The organism is Parabacteroides sp. AF27-14, from assembly GCF_003635425.1.
Lineage (GTDB): Bacteria > Bacteroidota > Bacteroidia > Bacteroidales > Tannerellaceae > Parabacteroides > Parabacteroides distasonis.
Genome location: NZ_QTLZ01000007.1, coordinates 1 through 15,974 on the forward strand (window position 1 = coordinate 1; position 15,974 = coordinate 15,974).

General features: G+C 51.8%; 10 protein-coding genes. 6 read left to right on the forward strand and 4 right to left on the reverse strand.

What is annotated here, in order from left to right; translation table 11 throughout:
* Positions 1–77: 77 nt before the first annotated feature.
* On the reverse strand, positions 78–566 hold the full coding sequence (locus DWY79_RS09110; protein ID WP_005863058.1) for a Dps family protein: 489 nt from the start codon (positions 564–566) through the stop codon (positions 78–80).
* 637 nt (positions 567–1,203) lie between these two features.
* Between DWY79_RS09110 and mfd the strand changes: the two genes are divergently transcribed.
* The 6 genes from mfd (at position 1,204) to DWY79_RS09150 (ending at position 12,009) form a co-directional block, all read left to right on the forward strand.
* The gene (gene mfd, locus DWY79_RS09125) at positions 1,204–4,566 is read left to right on the forward strand and encodes a transcription-repair coupling factor (protein WP_122369294.1); all 3,363 of its coding nucleotides are present in this window, start codon (positions 1,204–1,206) and stop codon (positions 4,564–4,566) included.
* 27 nt (positions 4,567–4,593) lie between these two features.
* Positions 4,594–6,495, forward strand: coding sequence for a long-chain fatty acid--CoA ligase (locus tag DWY79_RS09130; protein WP_122369230.1), 1,902 nt, complete (start codon positions 4,594–4,596; stop codon positions 6,493–6,495).
* A gap of 24 nt (positions 6,496–6,519) precedes the next feature.
* A complete protein-coding gene (locus tag DWY79_RS22575) occupies positions 6,520–6,675 on the forward strand; it encodes a hypothetical protein (RefSeq protein ID WP_162613644.1) in 156 nt (51 codons plus the stop codon).
* Between the two features lie 388 nt (positions 6,676–7,063).
* The gene (locus DWY79_RS09140; protein WP_122144204.1) at positions 7,064–7,891 is read left to right on the forward strand and encodes a DUF6261 family protein; all 828 of its coding nucleotides are present in this window, start codon (positions 7,064–7,066) and stop codon (positions 7,889–7,891) included.
* A 179-nt stretch (positions 7,892–8,070) separates the two neighbouring features.
* A complete protein-coding gene (locus DWY79_RS09145) occupies positions 8,071–10,659 on the forward strand; it encodes a DUF5686 and carboxypeptidase-like regulatory domain-containing protein (RefSeq protein ID WP_122369231.1) in 2,589 nt (862 codons plus the stop codon).
* Between the two features lie 54 nt (positions 10,660–10,713).
* Positions 10,714–12,009: a Na+/H+ antiporter NhaC family protein gene (locus DWY79_RS09150; protein ID WP_121772446.1), complete on the forward strand. Its 1,296-nt coding sequence runs from the start codon at positions 10,714–10,716 to the stop codon at positions 12,007–12,009.
* Between the two features lie 151 nt (positions 12,010–12,160).
* Here the strand turns inward: DWY79_RS09150 and DWY79_RS09155 are convergent, their stop codons facing one another.
* From DWY79_RS09155 to DWY79_RS09165, 3 genes are all read right to left on the reverse strand, one after another.
* Positions 12,161–13,129: a hypothetical protein gene (locus DWY79_RS09155; protein WP_122369232.1), complete on the reverse strand. Its 969-nt coding sequence runs from the start codon at positions 13,127–13,129 to the stop codon at positions 12,161–12,163.
* A 6-nt stretch (positions 13,130–13,135) separates the two neighbouring features.
* Positions 13,136–13,678, reverse strand: coding sequence for a ferredoxin domain-containing protein (locus DWY79_RS09160; RefSeq protein WP_057326475.1), 543 nt, complete (start codon positions 13,676–13,678; stop codon positions 13,136–13,138).
* 71 nt (positions 13,679–13,749) lie between these two features.
* Entirely contained in the window at positions 13,750–15,864 is a 2,115-nt protein-coding gene (locus DWY79_RS09165) for a KamA family radical SAM protein (protein ID WP_122369233.1), read from the reverse strand.
* Between the last annotated feature and the right edge of the window lie 110 nt (positions 15,865–15,974).

The following is a 15,974-nucleotide window of genomic DNA, read 5'->3' on the forward strand; positions in this document are numbered from 1 at the left end:
CTGAAATAAACAATAGCAAAAAGGGGCTGTCACACTTTTTGGACAGCCCCTTCTCCAAACGCAATGAATCACCTTTTTTACTTCTTGCAATCGCAAGTTGAATATGCTACTAACATCCAAACCAACTTCTCTTGTTCTTTCAGATAATCGCTCATCAAAGCGACCGTAGCCTCATCTCCCGCCCCGGATGCCAAGGAAAGAAGTTTACGTTCCTCATCGATCAAATGACCATACGTATCAAGAATATTCTTTAACGCCTCGTCACCACAGGATACGCCTGATACCTCTTTTACACGGGCTACTTTCAGGTACTCGCTGAACTTGTTCTCCGGCTCGCCTCCCAACATCAGGATACGTTCCGCCAACTCGTCAACCTTCTCGGCAGCGTTGTTGTACATATCCTCGAATTTACCATGAAGAACGAAGAAACCGTGTCCCTTGATATTCCAGTGGAAACCACGAAGGTTCGTATAGAATACTTGGTAGTCCGCCAATAATTGTTTCAAGCTTGCTACTACGTTACTTACCGCTGATGCGTCTAAGTGGATATAATCTAATGTTCTCATAATTGCTACTTTTTAATTTGTTATACTTTTTGCTTTTCTTGTACCACAAAGATACGGCAAGTATAAGTAGCTGTCAAACAGATAATTTTTATATCAAGATAGAGGAAATTTATTAAACTATTCCATACAATAAGTATGCAAATGACATGAATACATAAATAATTGGATACTAACATTTTAAAAAGACGATTATCATTTTCGAAAAACACGTACGTGTTTTTTTGAAAAGTCGTACATGTTTTTCGGGAAACACGTACGACTTTTTACAGAATCATACGGCAAGGAACTAGAACATACATAAAAATATACGATAAGTCTCCCTTTTTCAGGGGGCCCAAAAGCATTTCCCCCAAAATCCCCTACTCGAATTATCGCTGTGGTTTTAGAGAGCCGTAAAAGAATGAAGCCGTTGCGCCTCCGTCTATCAGAAAATTTCTTGCGCAGAGGATGGCAAAGATAGATGAGTCCGTTCTATAGCCACTTAGCAAATTTACAGATTCTCTTACCACATTTACGGATTTACCAATATCAATAGTCGTCTTTATCAAGGATTAGTTACTTGATAAAGAAAGAAACCGGACGAACACCTATAAAAACTTAAGCAAAAAGGTTACCTTTGCGGAAACAAGATTTCGCTTTGGAAGTACAAGAATTATTGAAACTATATGCCGCTCACCCGCAAGTGACGGCGCTGGACACCTTACTGAAAAACGATACGTCCCGCAATATATTCCTAAAGGGACTGAATGGCTCGGGTCCGGCAATGACGATCGCCTCTCTTTTTACGAAAGGAAGGGGAAGTTATGTGTGCGTGTTGAACGACCAAGAGGAAGCCGGCTATTTCTATCACGACTTGATGCAGCTTACCGCCAGCGATGAGGTATACTTCTTCCCATCCGCTTACCGGAGGGCCATCAAGTACGGGCATGTCGATCCGGCGAACGAGATCCTGCGCACCGAGGTACTCAGCCGGTTGCAAGACCCGGACGCCTCTTTCGTGATCGTCACGTATCCGGACGCCTTGGCGGAACGAGTCGTGGCCCGGGAGGTATTGAAGGAGAATACCTTAAAAATCAGCGTGGGCGAGAAGCTGGATAATATGTTTGTCTCCGACGTGCTGGACGAGTATGGCTTCGAGCAGGTCGATTATGTATATGAGCCGGGGCAGTACGCCCTCCGTGGCAGTATCCTCGACGTTTTCTCTTTCTCCAACGAGTTTCCCTACCGTATCGACTTTTTCGGCGACGAGGTGGAGACCATCCGTACGTTCGACGTGGAGACGCAACTCAGCAAGGAGAAACTGGACAGCATCTATATCGTCCCGGAGATGAGCAAGAACGCCATGGATAGTACTTCCTTGCTAGGCTCCCTTCCCCGGAACACCTGCATAGCGGCGAGAGATCTCGCATGGTGCAAGGAGCGCATCGGAAGCGTATGGAACGACGATCCGGTGGTAGCCGACGAGGAATCCTTCGCCGATATCGACCAGATGCGGAAGAAATTAGTCCGGGGCGAGGACTTCCTACGGGAGGTCTTGGATTTCCGTCGCATCCATTTCGGGGTACGGCCGATGGGAACGGCGGACGCTACCATCCACTTCTCTACGCAAACGCAGCCGATCTATCATAAGAATTTCGACCGGGTGAGCGAGTCGTTCCATAAATACCTCGACGAGGGTTATACGTTATATATATTGAGCGATCAAGAGAAACAAGCCAACCGTATCCGGATGATTTTCGAGGATAGGGGCGACAATATCCCTTTCACCGCCGTAAACCGCACGATACACGAGGGATTCGCCGACGATACGCTACGCATCTGCTTTTTCACCGACCATCAATTGTTCGACCGCTTCCACAAGTTCAACTTGAAGAGCGATAAGGCACGAAGCGGAAAGATCACCCTTTCACTCAAGGAGCTGAACCAGTTCTCGCAAGGGGATTATATCGTACATATCGACCATGGCGTAGGACAGTTCGGAGGATTGGTACGCACCGAGGTGAACGGTAAGATGCAAGAGGCCATCAAATTGATTTATCAGAATAACGATATTATATTCGTCAGCATCCATTCCCTGCATAAATTATCGAAATACAAGGGGAAAGAGAGCGGCGAGCCGCCTAAGTTGAGCAAGCTCGGCACGGGCGCTTGGGAAAAGATGAAGGAACGTACCAAGGCGAAGGTGAAGGATATCGCCCGGGACCTGATCCTCCTCTATTCCAAACGCAAGCAAGAGACGGGTTTCGCCTACACGCCGGACAGCTTCATGCAGCATGAGCTGGAAGCCAGCTTCATCTATGAGGACACGCCGGACCAGATGAAGGCTACCGCCGAGGTCAAGGCGGATATGGAAAGTACCCGTCCGATGGACCGGTTGATTTGTGGAGACGTTGGTTTCGGAAAGACCGAGGTGGCTATCCGTGCGGCATTCAAGGCGGTATCGGACAATAAGCAGGTGGCCGTGTTGGTACCCACCACCGTACTGGCTTTCCAGCATTACCAGACGTTTTGTGAGCGCTTGAAGGATTTCCCTTGCAAGATCGATTATATCAGCCGGGCCCGTACGGCCGCGCAAATCAAGGCTACCTTGAAAGAGCTGAAAGAGGGCGAGGTGAATATCTTGATCGGCACCCACCGGATCGTCGGCAAGGATGTACGTTTCAAGGATCTGGGCTTGCTTATCATCGACGAGGAGCAGAAGTTCGGGGTATCCGTCAAGGAGAAGCTTCGGCAGCTGAAGGTGAACGTGGACACCTTGACAATGACGGCCACCCCGATCCCCCGTACCTTACAATTCTCCTTGATGGGGGCCCGGGACCTTTCCAGCATCACCACGCCACCGCCCAACCGTTATCCCGTGCAGACGGAGGTGGAGCGTTTCAATCCCGATATCATCCGGGAAGCGATCAATTTCGAGATGAGCCGGAACGGGCAGGTGTTCTTCATCAACAACCGTATCCAAAACATTTACGAGATGGAAGCCTTGGTACGGCGGGAAGTCCCCGACGCACGGGTAGCCGTGGGGCACGGGCAGATGGAGCCGGAGAAGCTGGAAAAGATCATCCTCGATTTCGTGAATTATGAGTATGACGTATTGATCGCTACCAGTATCGTGGAGAGCGGCATCGACGTGCCCAACGCCAATACGATCATCATCAACAACGCCCAGCAATTCGGGCTTAGCGACCTCCATCAGCTACGCGGACGTGTAGGACGAAGCAACCGGAAAGCCTTCTGCTACCTCCTTTCCCCGCCCCTCACCTCGCTGACGCAGGAGGCACGGCGCAGGTTGCAAGCGATCGAGAACTTCTCCGAGCTGGGTAGCGGTATCCATATCGCCATGCAAGACCTCGACATCCGGGGAGCCGGGAATATGCTAGGCGCCGAGCAAAGCGGTTTCATCGCGGATCTGGGTTACGAGACGTACCAGAAGATCTTGGAGGAGGCGGTAGACGAGTTGAAAAGCGAGGAATTCGCCGATCTTTACGCCGATAATGCCGAAGGGCATCGGGATACGGGCAGCGAGTACGTCCGGGAGACCTATATCGAGAGCGATCTGGAATTGATGTTCCCTCCCACCTACATCCCCAACGACTCGGAACGTATTTCCCTATACCGGGAGTTGGATAATATGGAGGAGGAACGTGACATCCTCGCCTTTACGGAGCGCCTGAAAGACCGCTTCGGCAAGATACCGAAGGAGGGCAAGGAGTTGATCCGGATCGTGCGCCTCCGTCGCATGGCCAAGAAACTGGGTATGGAGAAGGTGATCCTGAAGAAAGGGCAGATGAGCCTCTTCTTGGTGAATAACCCAGACAGCCCGTATTACCAAAGCGAGGCGTTCGGCAAGCTGCTGGGCTTCATCCAAAAGCATCCCCGTGAATGCAACCTCCGGGAGCAGAATGGCAAGCGAAGCATCGTGATCAAGAACGTCCCTACGGTGGAAGCGGCATGCGGCTACCTGCAAGAGATGGAAAAAATAAACTCAACCAACTTTTGACACATCCTCTTACAAACACGAAAAGATATGGAAAAGAAAACGATTATAGACCTTTTTGAGAGTTCAGCCAAGCGATTCCCGAGTAATCCTTTTTTATGGGAGAAGACGGGCAAGCGATTCGAGCCAACCACTTACTCCGAGGTTCGAGACCTCGTCTATGAGGAAGGCGCAGGCCTCATATCGCTGGGTGTGCGAAAGGGGGATAATATGGCTTTACTGAGCGAAGGGCGCAACGCGTGGATCATCGGCGAGCTGGCCATGTTCTACGCCGGGGCGACGAACGTGCCCCTATCCATCAAGCTGGAGGAGGCGAACGACCTCCTGTTCCGCCTCGTCCACGCCGACGTGAAATATATCATGGTATCGGGCCAGCAACTCAAGAAAATCCGGGCGATCAAGGATAAGCTCCCCGCCGTACGGAAGATCATCGTACTCGACGAGCAAGCGGAATACCAAGACCGTGAGATGTCGCTGTCCGAGATACGCCGGATGGGGAAGGTCTATCTGGGTATTCATCCGCTAGAGGAGTTCTTGGCGATCGGGCAATCGCTGGGCAACGATGATTACGCCACCATCACCTATACCTCCGGCACGACCGCCGATCCGAAAGGCGTGATCCTCACCCACCGTAACTATACGGCGAACGTGGAGCAAGCGCTCACTTGCGTGGATATAGACGATACGTGGCGTACGTTGGTGATACTCCCGCTGGACCATTGCTTCGCCCACGTGGTAGGATTCTACATCTTCATGTCGAAGGGAGCCTCGGTAGCTACCGTGCAGGTAGGGCGTACCGGTATGGAGACCTTGAAGAATATCCCTATCAATATAAAGGAGTTCAAGCCGTACCTGATACTGAGCGTCCCCGCCTTGGCGAAGAACTTCAAGAAGAATATCGAGCAAGGTATCCGAGCGCGAGGCAAGAACGCCGCCCGCCTTTTCAACCTAGCCTTACGGATCGGTTATATCTATAACGGGGATAGCGACGAGGAGGAAGGAAAAGGTTTCCGCGTCCTCTTGAAGCCACTGGTCCGTTTGTTCGACAAGCTATTGTTCGCGAAAGTCCGTGAGAACTTCGGGGGCGAGCTGAAGTTCTTTATCGGAGGGGGCGCCTTGCTGGATAAGGACTTGCAGAAGTTCTATTACGCCTTGGGAATCCCGATGTACCAAGGATACGGGCTGAGCGAGGCGACACCGATCATCTCGACCAACGGCCCCCGCCGCCATACCTTCGGCAGTAGCGGTGTATTGGTACGGCCCCTCGACCTAAAGATCTGCGACATGGACGGCAACGTACTTCCTCCGGGGGAGAAAGGCGAGATCGTCATCCGGGGAGAGAACGTGATGGCCGGCTACTGGAAGAACCCGGCATCGACGGCCGATACCGTAAAGGAGGGTTGGCTGTACACCGGGGATATGGGATATATGCGTGACGGGCTTCTTTATGTGTTGGGGCGTTTCAAGAGCCTGCTGATCGGAAGCGACGGGGAGAAATACAGTCCGGAGGGTATAGAGGAGGCCTTGGTAGAGCATTCCTCTTGCATCGACCAGCTGATCCTATACAATAACCAGAGTCCGTACACGACCGCCCTGTTGGTCCCTAACAAAGAACGGTTGAGGAAGCATCTGGCCCACCAGAATCTGGACCTCACGAGCGATCAAGGCCGGGAAGAGGCCATCCGTATCATCCAGCGCCAGATCGACCGTTTCCGCAAGGGAGGCGACCTGTCTAGTATGTTCCCGGACCGTTGGTTGCCGACCACCTTCGCCATCCTCCCCGAGCCTTTCACCGAGCAAAACGGCATGGTAAACAGCACCATGAAGATCGTCCGGGGCAAGGTAGAGAAAGCCTACGCCGCCCGTATCGCCCAGCTCTATACCCCCGAGGGGAAGAACCCGCAGAACAAGTGGAACAAGGAGGCGTTGTAGAGACGCGGCGTGCTCGCCTACTCCATGCACCCCCGAGAAGGCTCCCTAAGCACGAAGCAGTATTACAACCCGGAATATTATCCGTTCTTGGTTCCTACGTTAGATGACAATGGCAAGCAGATCGGGGATCTGGTACAGCCTGAGGGCGGCACGCGTATCATCGTGATCAAGAAGAAATGATTTATCGGCGAGGCCCGGCCACCAAGGTTGGGCCTCGCATTTTTTACAGATTTGACCTCGCGCCCGATATAAGTCCCATTTCAAATTTGAAATTCCACCTCGCACCCGATGTAAGCCCAGTCTCAAACTTGAAATTCCGTTTCACACCCAATGTAAGCCCCATTTCAAATTTGAAATTCCACCTCGCGTCCAATGCAAGCCCAGTTTCAAAATTGAAATTCCGTTTCGCACCCAATGTAGGCCCCATTTCAAAATTGAAATTCCATTTCATGCCCGATGTAAGCCCGAATATATGAAAAATGCGATAGGTTTTGGTGGCTGGATCCCAAAATTATCATACCTTTAGCACTGTAAAACGGATCTAGCGATCCTCCTAAAATTTTCAGATATGGAAAAAATAACCAAGGTGAATATTATTTATTTACAGAGATTGAACAACGCCGAGTACCGAACCTTCATGGCCCGCTACGGGAACCTGCTCGCGGGTGGCGGAGGCGACTCGGAATCTCCCGACGAGATCAGCTTCGACCCGAACGACCCGCTGGGCATCCCCCAAGAACTTCGTACGGCCTTCGCCACCGATTTCGCCCTGCTGACCGACGCCGTGAACCAATCCTCGGCCAGCGAGGAGACCGCGCAGATGTCCGCCCTCGACAAGGAGAGGGATGATCTCTTGATCTTCATTACTTCCACTATTACCCAAATGACGAAAAGCCCGCTGGCGGCGCAACGCACGGCGGCCGAGAAGCTATACCTTCCCGTGAAACCCTACATCGGAGCCGCGCGCCTCGCCAACTTGCAGGAGACGGCCGCCATCGAGGGCTTGCTGGTAGACCTCGACAAGGCTGGGATGCCCGAGGCGCTGGCGGCGATCAACCTCACCGAGGTAGTAGCAGCGCTGAAAGAGAAGAACAAGCAATACGCCACGCTCACCGAGCAACGCGCCAACGCCAAGGCGGACGACCCCGTAGAGAGCGCCAAGAAAATCCGCCTACGCATGGACGAGGAATACGACGAGATGTCCACCTACGCCTTTGCGCAAAGCGTGGTGAAGCCCACTCAAGAGACCGCCGCCTTCATCAGCCGCCTCAACGCGCTGGTCGACGAGACGAACGCCCTCTACAACCAACGCATAGCGCAGGCGAGGGCCGCAGCCGCCAAGAAACAAGAAGGCGACAAGCCCGCTACCGACAGCGACTCGCCATCAGAGATATAAAATAATGAAGATCTTTTTCGTTAAATAATGAAGCTCGCGTTTTCTACCGCCGGGTTTCCCATCGAGCGGTGGGAAACCCGGTGATTAATGATTATTAATAGCCTCTCCCCCCTCCCTCCCACGAAAAAAACATACCTTTGCCAACAGTATTATCCGTGAAGGAATAACGAGACATTTACATGATAAGATCTATTCGCTATATCACTTTGCTAGTCCTGTTACAATTCGTGACCGGCATTTCCGTCCTATACGCCCAGAGCATAACTTCCGCGTCCGGAATCGTGAGAGATTCCGTAAGCGGGGAACCCCTATCCTACGTATCCGTCATGTTCGAGAACTCGACGATCGGGGCGATGACCGACGATGACGGGGCTTTCAGCCTCCAGAATGACAAAGGACTTACCCGGCTGGTCGTATCCTCGCTTGGATATGACAATAAGGTCGTAAACCTAAAGGCGGGGCAAAAGAACAACGCCCTCAACGTGCTCCTCCGGCCTACCTCGTTCGAGATTGCCGAGGTAGTCGTCAAGCCTAAACGTGAGAAATATTCCCGCAAGGACAATCCCGCCGTGGAACTGATCAAGAAAGTCATAGAGCATAAGAACGACAACCGCATCGAGGCGAAGGACGAGTACCAAAGCGAGGTGTACGAGAAGCTCAGCATGTCGCTGGACGACTTCAACCCCAATCTCGAGAAGAATAAGTTCCTGAAGAAATTCAAGTTCATCAAGAACTATCTGGATACCTCGGAGTTCAACGGGAAACCGATCCTGACGATCTCCGTCCGTGAGACGATCTCCGACCAATACTACCGCAAACATCCCAAGGCGGAGAAGACGATCACCAAGGCCAAGCGCCAGCAGGGTATCGACAAGACCTTGGACGATGGAGGCGCCATCACCGCCAACCTTGAGGAGATATTCAAGGGCGTCAATATCTTCGACAACAATATCAATATCTTGTTGAACCGTTTCGTGAGCCCGCTGTCTTCCACGCTGGCCGTCTCCTATTACAAATATTATATCATGGATACGGTGGACGTTGCCGGAGATAAATGTGTGGATCTCGCCTTCGTGCCCGTAAACAGCCAGAGCTATGGTTTCACGGGCCGCTTGTACATCACGCTGGACGGTAATTACGCCGTCAAGAAATTCCTCTTGAACACCCCGGCGAACATCAACCTCAACTGGGTGGACAAGCTCCGGATCGAGCAAGAGTTCAAGCGGATGCCGGATAGCACTTGGGTGCTCGCCAATGAGAATACTTACGTTAATTTCTATATCGTAAAAGGGGCGCAACAGCTCTACGCCCACCAGCTAAGGAATTTCGATAAGTATCAGTTCGACGTGCAGAACGCCGACTCGATCTTCGGCCTTCTCGGCCCGATCCATGAGTTGCCCGAAGCCACCGCCCAGACCGACACCTTCTGGATACACAACCGCCATGTCCCCTTGAAAGAGAAAGAGAGCGCCTTGGACGACTTGCTGGCGCAACTTCGCAAGGTACCGGCTTTCAACGTGATCATCAAGACCGCCGAGATATTGATCACCGGTTATATCCCGACCACGGCGGACAAGGATAAGAGCAAGTTCGATTTCGGACCGATGAATACCACGTTCAGCGCCAACCATCTGGAGGGCTTCCGCATGCGTGTGGGAGGTATGACGACGGCAAACCTCAACCCGCACTGGTTCGGTAGCGGTTATCTGGCCTATGGCGTAAACGACCGTAAGCTAAAGTATAACGCCAAGCTGACGTATAGCGTGAACAAGAAGAAATATCACGAGGGAGAAAGCCCGGTGAACAATATCTCCGCGATCCAAGAGTACGACGTATATACGCCTGGTCAGGACTTCCTCTTCACCAGCAAGGATAATATGTTCGTGGCATGGAAGGTGGGCGAGCCCGTCACCATGATGCAATACATCCGCAAGACCATGCTCCAGTACCAGAAGGAATGGCTGAATGGCCTGACCCTTACCACTTGGGCGCGGAACGAGAACAACGAGGCGGCCGGAACGCTCCGCTACGACCGTTACGACGCCGACGGGACATTGACGAACCTAAAGAGTTTCACCAACACGGAGCTAGGGACCCAGCTTCGTTTCGCCCCGGGCGAGCGTGCCTATAACGGACGAGAGGGTAAGAACTCGCTTTTCAACCTCTCGAAAGACGCTCCCGTATTCAAGCTATCCCATCAGATGGGATTGAAGAACGTGTTGGGGGGCGACTTCAACTACAACCATACGGAGATCAGCGCCGAGAAACGGATCTGGCTCTCTTCCTTCGGACATATCGACGCCTTGGTGACGGCGGGCAAGGTATGGGACAAGGTTCCTTTCCCCTTGCTCATCATGCCGAATACCAACCAGTCCATCACGATCCAGCCGCAAGCCTTCAACATGATGCGTGCGCTGGAGTTCGTAAGCGACCAGTATGTTTCGTTCTACTTCACGTATTATATGAAGGGATGGATCTTAAACCGTATTCCCGGCGTGAAGTGGCTACGTTTGCGTGAGGTGATATCGTTCAGCGGTTTCTACGGAGGACTGACTGATAAGAACAACCCTGCCTTGGACCCGACGGGACTATACCGCTTCCCCGAGGGAACCTCGCCGATGGGCCGTACGCCTTACCTAGAGGCCAGCGTAGGTCTGGAGAACATCTTCAAGATATTACGGATCGATTATTACCGCCGGTTGACGTATCTGGACCAACCGAATATCAAGAAGGGGGGCGTGCGTATAGCGCTGCGGTTCTCCTTCTAAGAGTTGACAGTTGAGAATTGACAGTTGACAGTTAAATGTAGGAGAGATAAGAAAATGGGGGAGTTGGAACGCAGACCGAACGCATGGGCGTTGACGCCGCTGGTGGTATTCTTATTGACTTATTTGGTGGTGTCTATCGTGGCGGGGGATTTCTATAAGATGCCGATAACGGTAGCCTTCGTCATCTCCTCGATCGTAGCGATAGCGATCTCCAAGGGAGGCAAATTAAGCAACCGTATCGAGCAGTTCTGCCGGGGGGCGGCCAACAGCAATATCATGCTGATGGTATTGATCTTCATCCTCGCCGGGGCCTTCGCCCAGACTGCCAAGGCGATGGGTGCCGTAGACGCTACCGTGAATCTGGCGATGTCCATCCTGCCCGGTAACCTGTTGGCGGCCGGAATCTTCCTAGCCGCTTGCTTCATATCCATCTCGGTAGGTACGTCGGTGGGCACGATCGTGGCCTTGGCCCCGGTAGCCGTCGGTATAGCGGACAAGACGGGGATGCCGGACGCCCTTATGCTGGGTGTCGTGGTAAGCGGCGCCATGTTCGGCGATAACCTGTCGTTCATATCCGATACGACCATCGTAGCTACCCGCACGCAGGGTTGCCAGATGTCCGATAAGTTCAAGGTGAATATCCGTATCGCCCTCCCGATAGCGATCCTGACCGGATTGATATACGTGCTGGTGGGAAGCGGCGTGGAGAACGCTTACGCTCCGGCCCCGATCGAATGGGTCAAGGTGATCCCTTATCTGGTGGTATTGGTAACCGCCGTTTGCGGGATCAATGTCATGCTGGTGCTATTCATCGGGATCGTCCTGTCCGGTATAGTAGGTCTGTGGACCGGTAGCTTCGATATCTGGGGCTGGAACGCCTCCATGGGACTAGGTATCACGAATATGGGCGAGCTGATTATCGTGACGCTTCTGGCAGGAGGCATGTTGGAGATGATCCGTTATAACGGGGGTATCGACTGGATCATCCGCAAGCTTACCTCCCGCATCCATTCCTCCAAGGGGGCCGAGATGAGCATAGCGGCCTTGGTAAGTTTCGCCAACCTCTGCACGGCCAACAATACGATCGCCCTCATCATGGCCGGCCCGATCGCCAAGGATATAGCGGACCGGTTCAAGATAGATCCCCGCCGCAGCGCCAGCCTATTGGATATCTTCTCTTGCTTCGTACAGGGAATCATCCCCTACGGCGCCCAGATGTTGATGGCCGCCGGACTCGGGCATGTCTCCCCTATCGAGATCATGCAATATCTTTACTACCCGTATCTATTGGGAGCAGGCGCCTTATTGGCGATCTTATTCAATTACCCGAGGAAATATACACACGTATAGGCTGCCCGTCCTTACGAAAAAACACAATAGTATTCAAAGCAAAAAGACTATTGTGTCCGGGATTGAATACTATTGTGTTCGCTGATGAATACTACAGTGTTCAGGTGGGAACACGGTAGTGTTTGGGAGCGATGGGAATACCGCTGTCGGATTAGCCGAACAAATCCAGCGTAAGCTGTTTCTTCGCGGCTTCCAGTTTACGAAGATGCCGCTTGCCTTGAGGGGTGACGATCTCCATCTTATCGAAACGGGTACGTATCACCGTAGTCACGGTATAGCTCACGTTGACCACCTCTCCTAGCTCCGACAGACGGCGGGCGATCTCCAAGACGCAATCGATGCACATACCGCTCGTGAACGAGATCTTGTCCTCGAACATCTGTTTCTTGAAATCCTCATCTTGCATATAGAAATCGATCGTCTCGCCTCCCTTGTTGTAGATACCTTTCCACCGATACTTACTGTCTTTCAGTACCGGCGAGATGATCTCTATCGTGGCCTTATTATCCTTGACCGTAGGCAGATCGTCGCTACGCAAGATAAAATAATCGAACTGGTCCCGTTTCACCTCCAGCGAACCGGAACGGTTGCGATCCTTCTCGTTCAACTCACGTACCGAGATTTTCGTCACCTTCGGATACCCTTTCAAAGCCTCGTAGAAATTAGACTTACACTTACAGAAACGGGGCGAGGCGTTCAACAGGTCGATCAAGCGGCGTGAAGGCGTAGCCCCCGGAGTCTTCAGCCGTAGTTCACGGCGTAACTTGGACAGCTCACGCTGCATCTCCTCCTCGTCCGCCGGCGTACGATCCATCAGCGGTTGTCCACCTACCGACAAGGAAGGACGGGTCAATATCTGCATCACCAAGTTCAACACGATAGAGATAGAGCGGCTACTCTCCCCGGCCACGCCCAGCTTCTCACGGAAACCACCCTCCTTATCGTAAGGCTCGTTGTAAACCGTCAGCTTCACGTCCAGCATATCCGCCAAGGAACGTATCAGCGTAAGAATCTCCTTCTCACACCGGTGCTTGGTCATGGCATCCATATAATTGGATTTATTATTAAAGGAATAACGTATCTCCAGCTTATTCGCGAATTTTAGAATAGAGTCACTCATTTGTTTCTAGTTTTTCGGTTCTTCTTTCGGTTTACGATCAAAAAACGGGTTCTTCGACGAGGCGCTGACCGGTATCGCCATCACGCATTTACAGTCTCCCAACAGCCCCAGTCGTTGGGCCGCCAAGCCGGCGCTGAACATGACACGAGTATCCACACGCAGGTCCGCCGCCGTAGCGCAAGCCGAGCCGATAGCGATACCCAGATCGACGGAATTAATAGCGCACGGAACCAAGTCCGGCTTCTCCACGCAGGTATCGAAACCGCAATGGGCACAGTTCAAGCCTTGTACTTTCTGGGAGGTACCGATAATCACCACGGCGTCGGCACTCTTTATATTCTCGGCGTCACGGAGCAGGAACTTGAATCCGGTCTCGGCCGCTATCTGGATCATCTCATCGGACAAGCGCAAGATATCCCCATCCGTCACCATCGCTATCTCTATGATATCAATACCCTTGCCTTTAGGAGCCGTGCGAGCGGCTGTCATCATACGGCGTGCGGCCTGTAACACAAGCTCATGCCTGATTTCTCTTTCGTTCTGTATCATATCCTTCTAAATTCAGTGAAACAAAATTAAGCAAAATATACGAAACCAAGGCAAACATATGAGGATAGAATTCATAATTCAAGATTAGTCATTCGGTCCGTGGCCTTAAAGGGATAAGCCGGGTATTCATAAATACTGAAGCGAGGCTCCGTCTCTCCCTCGCAATAATTCCAGATCGTACGGTACTCATTGACATCCTCGCCCATCTCCTTCAATTGCCTAAGGTAAGCGGCCACGGATTTATTCTCCACGATATAAACCTCACCCATTTGATCGATAATCGGGCTATGCCGACGGCTCCCGTCGTGATCGAACTTAAGAATCCGCTTTCCCTCGGAAGTCAGGCCTATGGTATGGAAAGTCATGCTCTTACCAATAGCGGGCAAGTTCAATACATTACGATCCGTACCTGCGAACAACAACCCGTTTTCCTTCAGGAAACGAACCAAACGCTTGCCTAAAGGACGTTGGTTACGGATCATATCATACAACTCCGCCTGTTTCTCCTCCGGCACCTGCCCGAAGATCTTCTCCTCACGAGCCTCTTGCAACGAGCGGCTATTCGGGGTATAAACCGCATAATTCTCCCGGAATCCCTTCACGGAGAACGTATAATAGCAAACCACCCCAAGGGCGTTTAAGGTCTGCCGTAATTTCGCCGTATGCCCCCTACGGGAAGCCGAGACCGTATAAACCAACTGATTCGTGATCGTCCAGCCCGCCGCCAAGATCGCCTCGATAGCGTGCCTCGCCTCCGGTGTCACCTCCAGTGGAGACTGGAAATGCGTTTGTATATAGAACTGGCTCACGCCGATAGCGGAAGCCTTCTCCTTGAACTCCCTCAATATACCAACCAACTCGTCGGTCACACGCAGCGGAAGATAAGCCAGCAACCGGGAACCTAGCCGTACCCGTTGCAGCTCGGCGTACTTCTCGCCCTCCGGACGGCTCTCGTTCGCCTTCCGTTTCCGCACCGCCATCTTATATACCGCCTCCAATATCTTACGCAAGGTAGCGTTCTGGCTCATCAAGGCATCCCCGCCCGTTATCAGGATATCCCGTAGCTGGGCGTCTTCCTCGAAATAACGCATCAGACGACGTAACTTCCGGTCCCAACTCTCCTTAGGCTTCAGGGCCTCGAAATCGAAATTCAACCGCTCGCTCTGGAAATCATACATGCGCTGGCAAGAAGCGCACAATCCACCGCAGGCACGCCCCATCGAATCGGGGATCAAGATCGCCACCTCCGGATACCTCCGGTGTATATTATGTCCCTCCGGCAATAGCCAACCCGCCGCATTCGGCTCATCGGCAACGACCATGTCTTCCTTTTCCCACGCCTTAATGCTTCCATACGTATCTACCAGCTCGTTCGAGTACATGATGTACGATCGCACCGTAGCGTCGTCATACCCCTCATGTTCTATATTTAATAGGGAAAGATAATAAGGAGTCACAAAAAAGGGCATCCCCTTCTTTTTGGCACGGGCCAATAAGCTCATCGTCTCGTCCGACAGGGAATATCCCAAAAAGAAGTTCAATTCCGTAGGACTCTTGATCGCCATCGACAAATGGAAACGAGCGGTATTCCACCATTCACGTACCCGGGCCTCTTTCTCCTCATAGGAGATGCCCTCGGCGAACTGAAAACGTGACGAAGGGCTATGGCGTCTTTCTATCTTCTTGATCAAGCAAGAGATGATACGCTCCTTGTTCCTCTCACGGATAGCGATTACCTCCGGGTCAAGCCCGGTCGGCCAACGGCTCATCTGCCTTTTCACCAATGCCCGGTCCGGTAGGATCTCAACCGGATATTCCAATAAATCAAACTGATGGTATAGGTCAATGAATAAATCAGGAGAGACCTCATTTTCCAAATGGCCGATCAGGAACTGCCAAAGATAAGTGACCGTCCGCACCGGAAGACGCTCGCCCGTAGACAGCTCGTCCACGAAAGTATCATCATGCTCAATCAAAAGAAGGATACGTCTCGCCACCGCCATTCCTACGTTTTCTTGGGTACTTTCCTTTTCCGTGAGCCGGGATAAAATAAGAGAACGCAAAGCATCCTTAAAATACTTTGCGTTCTCACTTTCTTCCGCTAAGGTCACCAACCAAGGGAAGCTCTGATTATATACTTTTTTTAGTTTAGAAATGTCGGATACAAGATGTTCTTTTTTTATCATAAGCATGTCATTTTTGTAGATTAGAATACATTTGTAAAGCGCCCTCTTGACGATTTCCTACAAAAATAACAAAAAATACGGCAAAATGCCGTTTATACAAATCTAAAACA

Bases quoted from the DNA above. Each gene is read 5' to 3' on its own strand.
- DWY79_RS09110 (WP_005863058.1), bottom strand. From the start codon at position 566: ATGAGAACATTAGATTATATCCACTTAGACGCATCAGCGGTAAGTAAC.
- DWY79_RS09145 (WP_122369231.1), top strand. From the start codon at position 8,071: ATGATAAGATCTATTCGCTATATCACTTTGCTAGTCCTGTTACAATTC.
- DWY79_RS09140 (WP_122144204.1), top strand. From the start codon at position 7,064: ATGGAAAAAATAACCAAGGTGAATATTATTTATTTACAGAGATTGAAC.
- DWY79_RS09165 (WP_122369233.1), bottom strand. From the start codon at position 15,864: ATGATAAAAAAAGAACATCTTGTATCCGACATTTCTAAACTAAAAAAA.
- DWY79_RS09155 (WP_122369232.1), bottom strand. From the start codon at position 13,129: ATGAGTGACTCTATTCTAAAATTCGCGAATAAGCTGGAGATACGTTAT.
- DWY79_RS22575 (WP_162613644.1), top strand. From the start codon at position 6,520: ATGCACCCCCGAGAAGGCTCCCTAAGCACGAAGCAGTATTACAACCCG.
- DWY79_RS09160 (WP_057326475.1), bottom strand. From the start codon at position 13,678: ATGATACAGAACGAAAGAGAAATCAGGCATGAGCTTGTGTTACAGGCC.
- DWY79_RS09130 (WP_122369230.1), top strand. From the start codon at position 4,594: ATGGAAAAGAAAACGATTATAGACCTTTTTGAGAGTTCAGCCAAGCGA.
- DWY79_RS09150 (WP_121772446.1), top strand. From the start codon at position 10,714: ATGGGGGAGTTGGAACGCAGACCGAACGCATGGGCGTTGACGCCGCTG.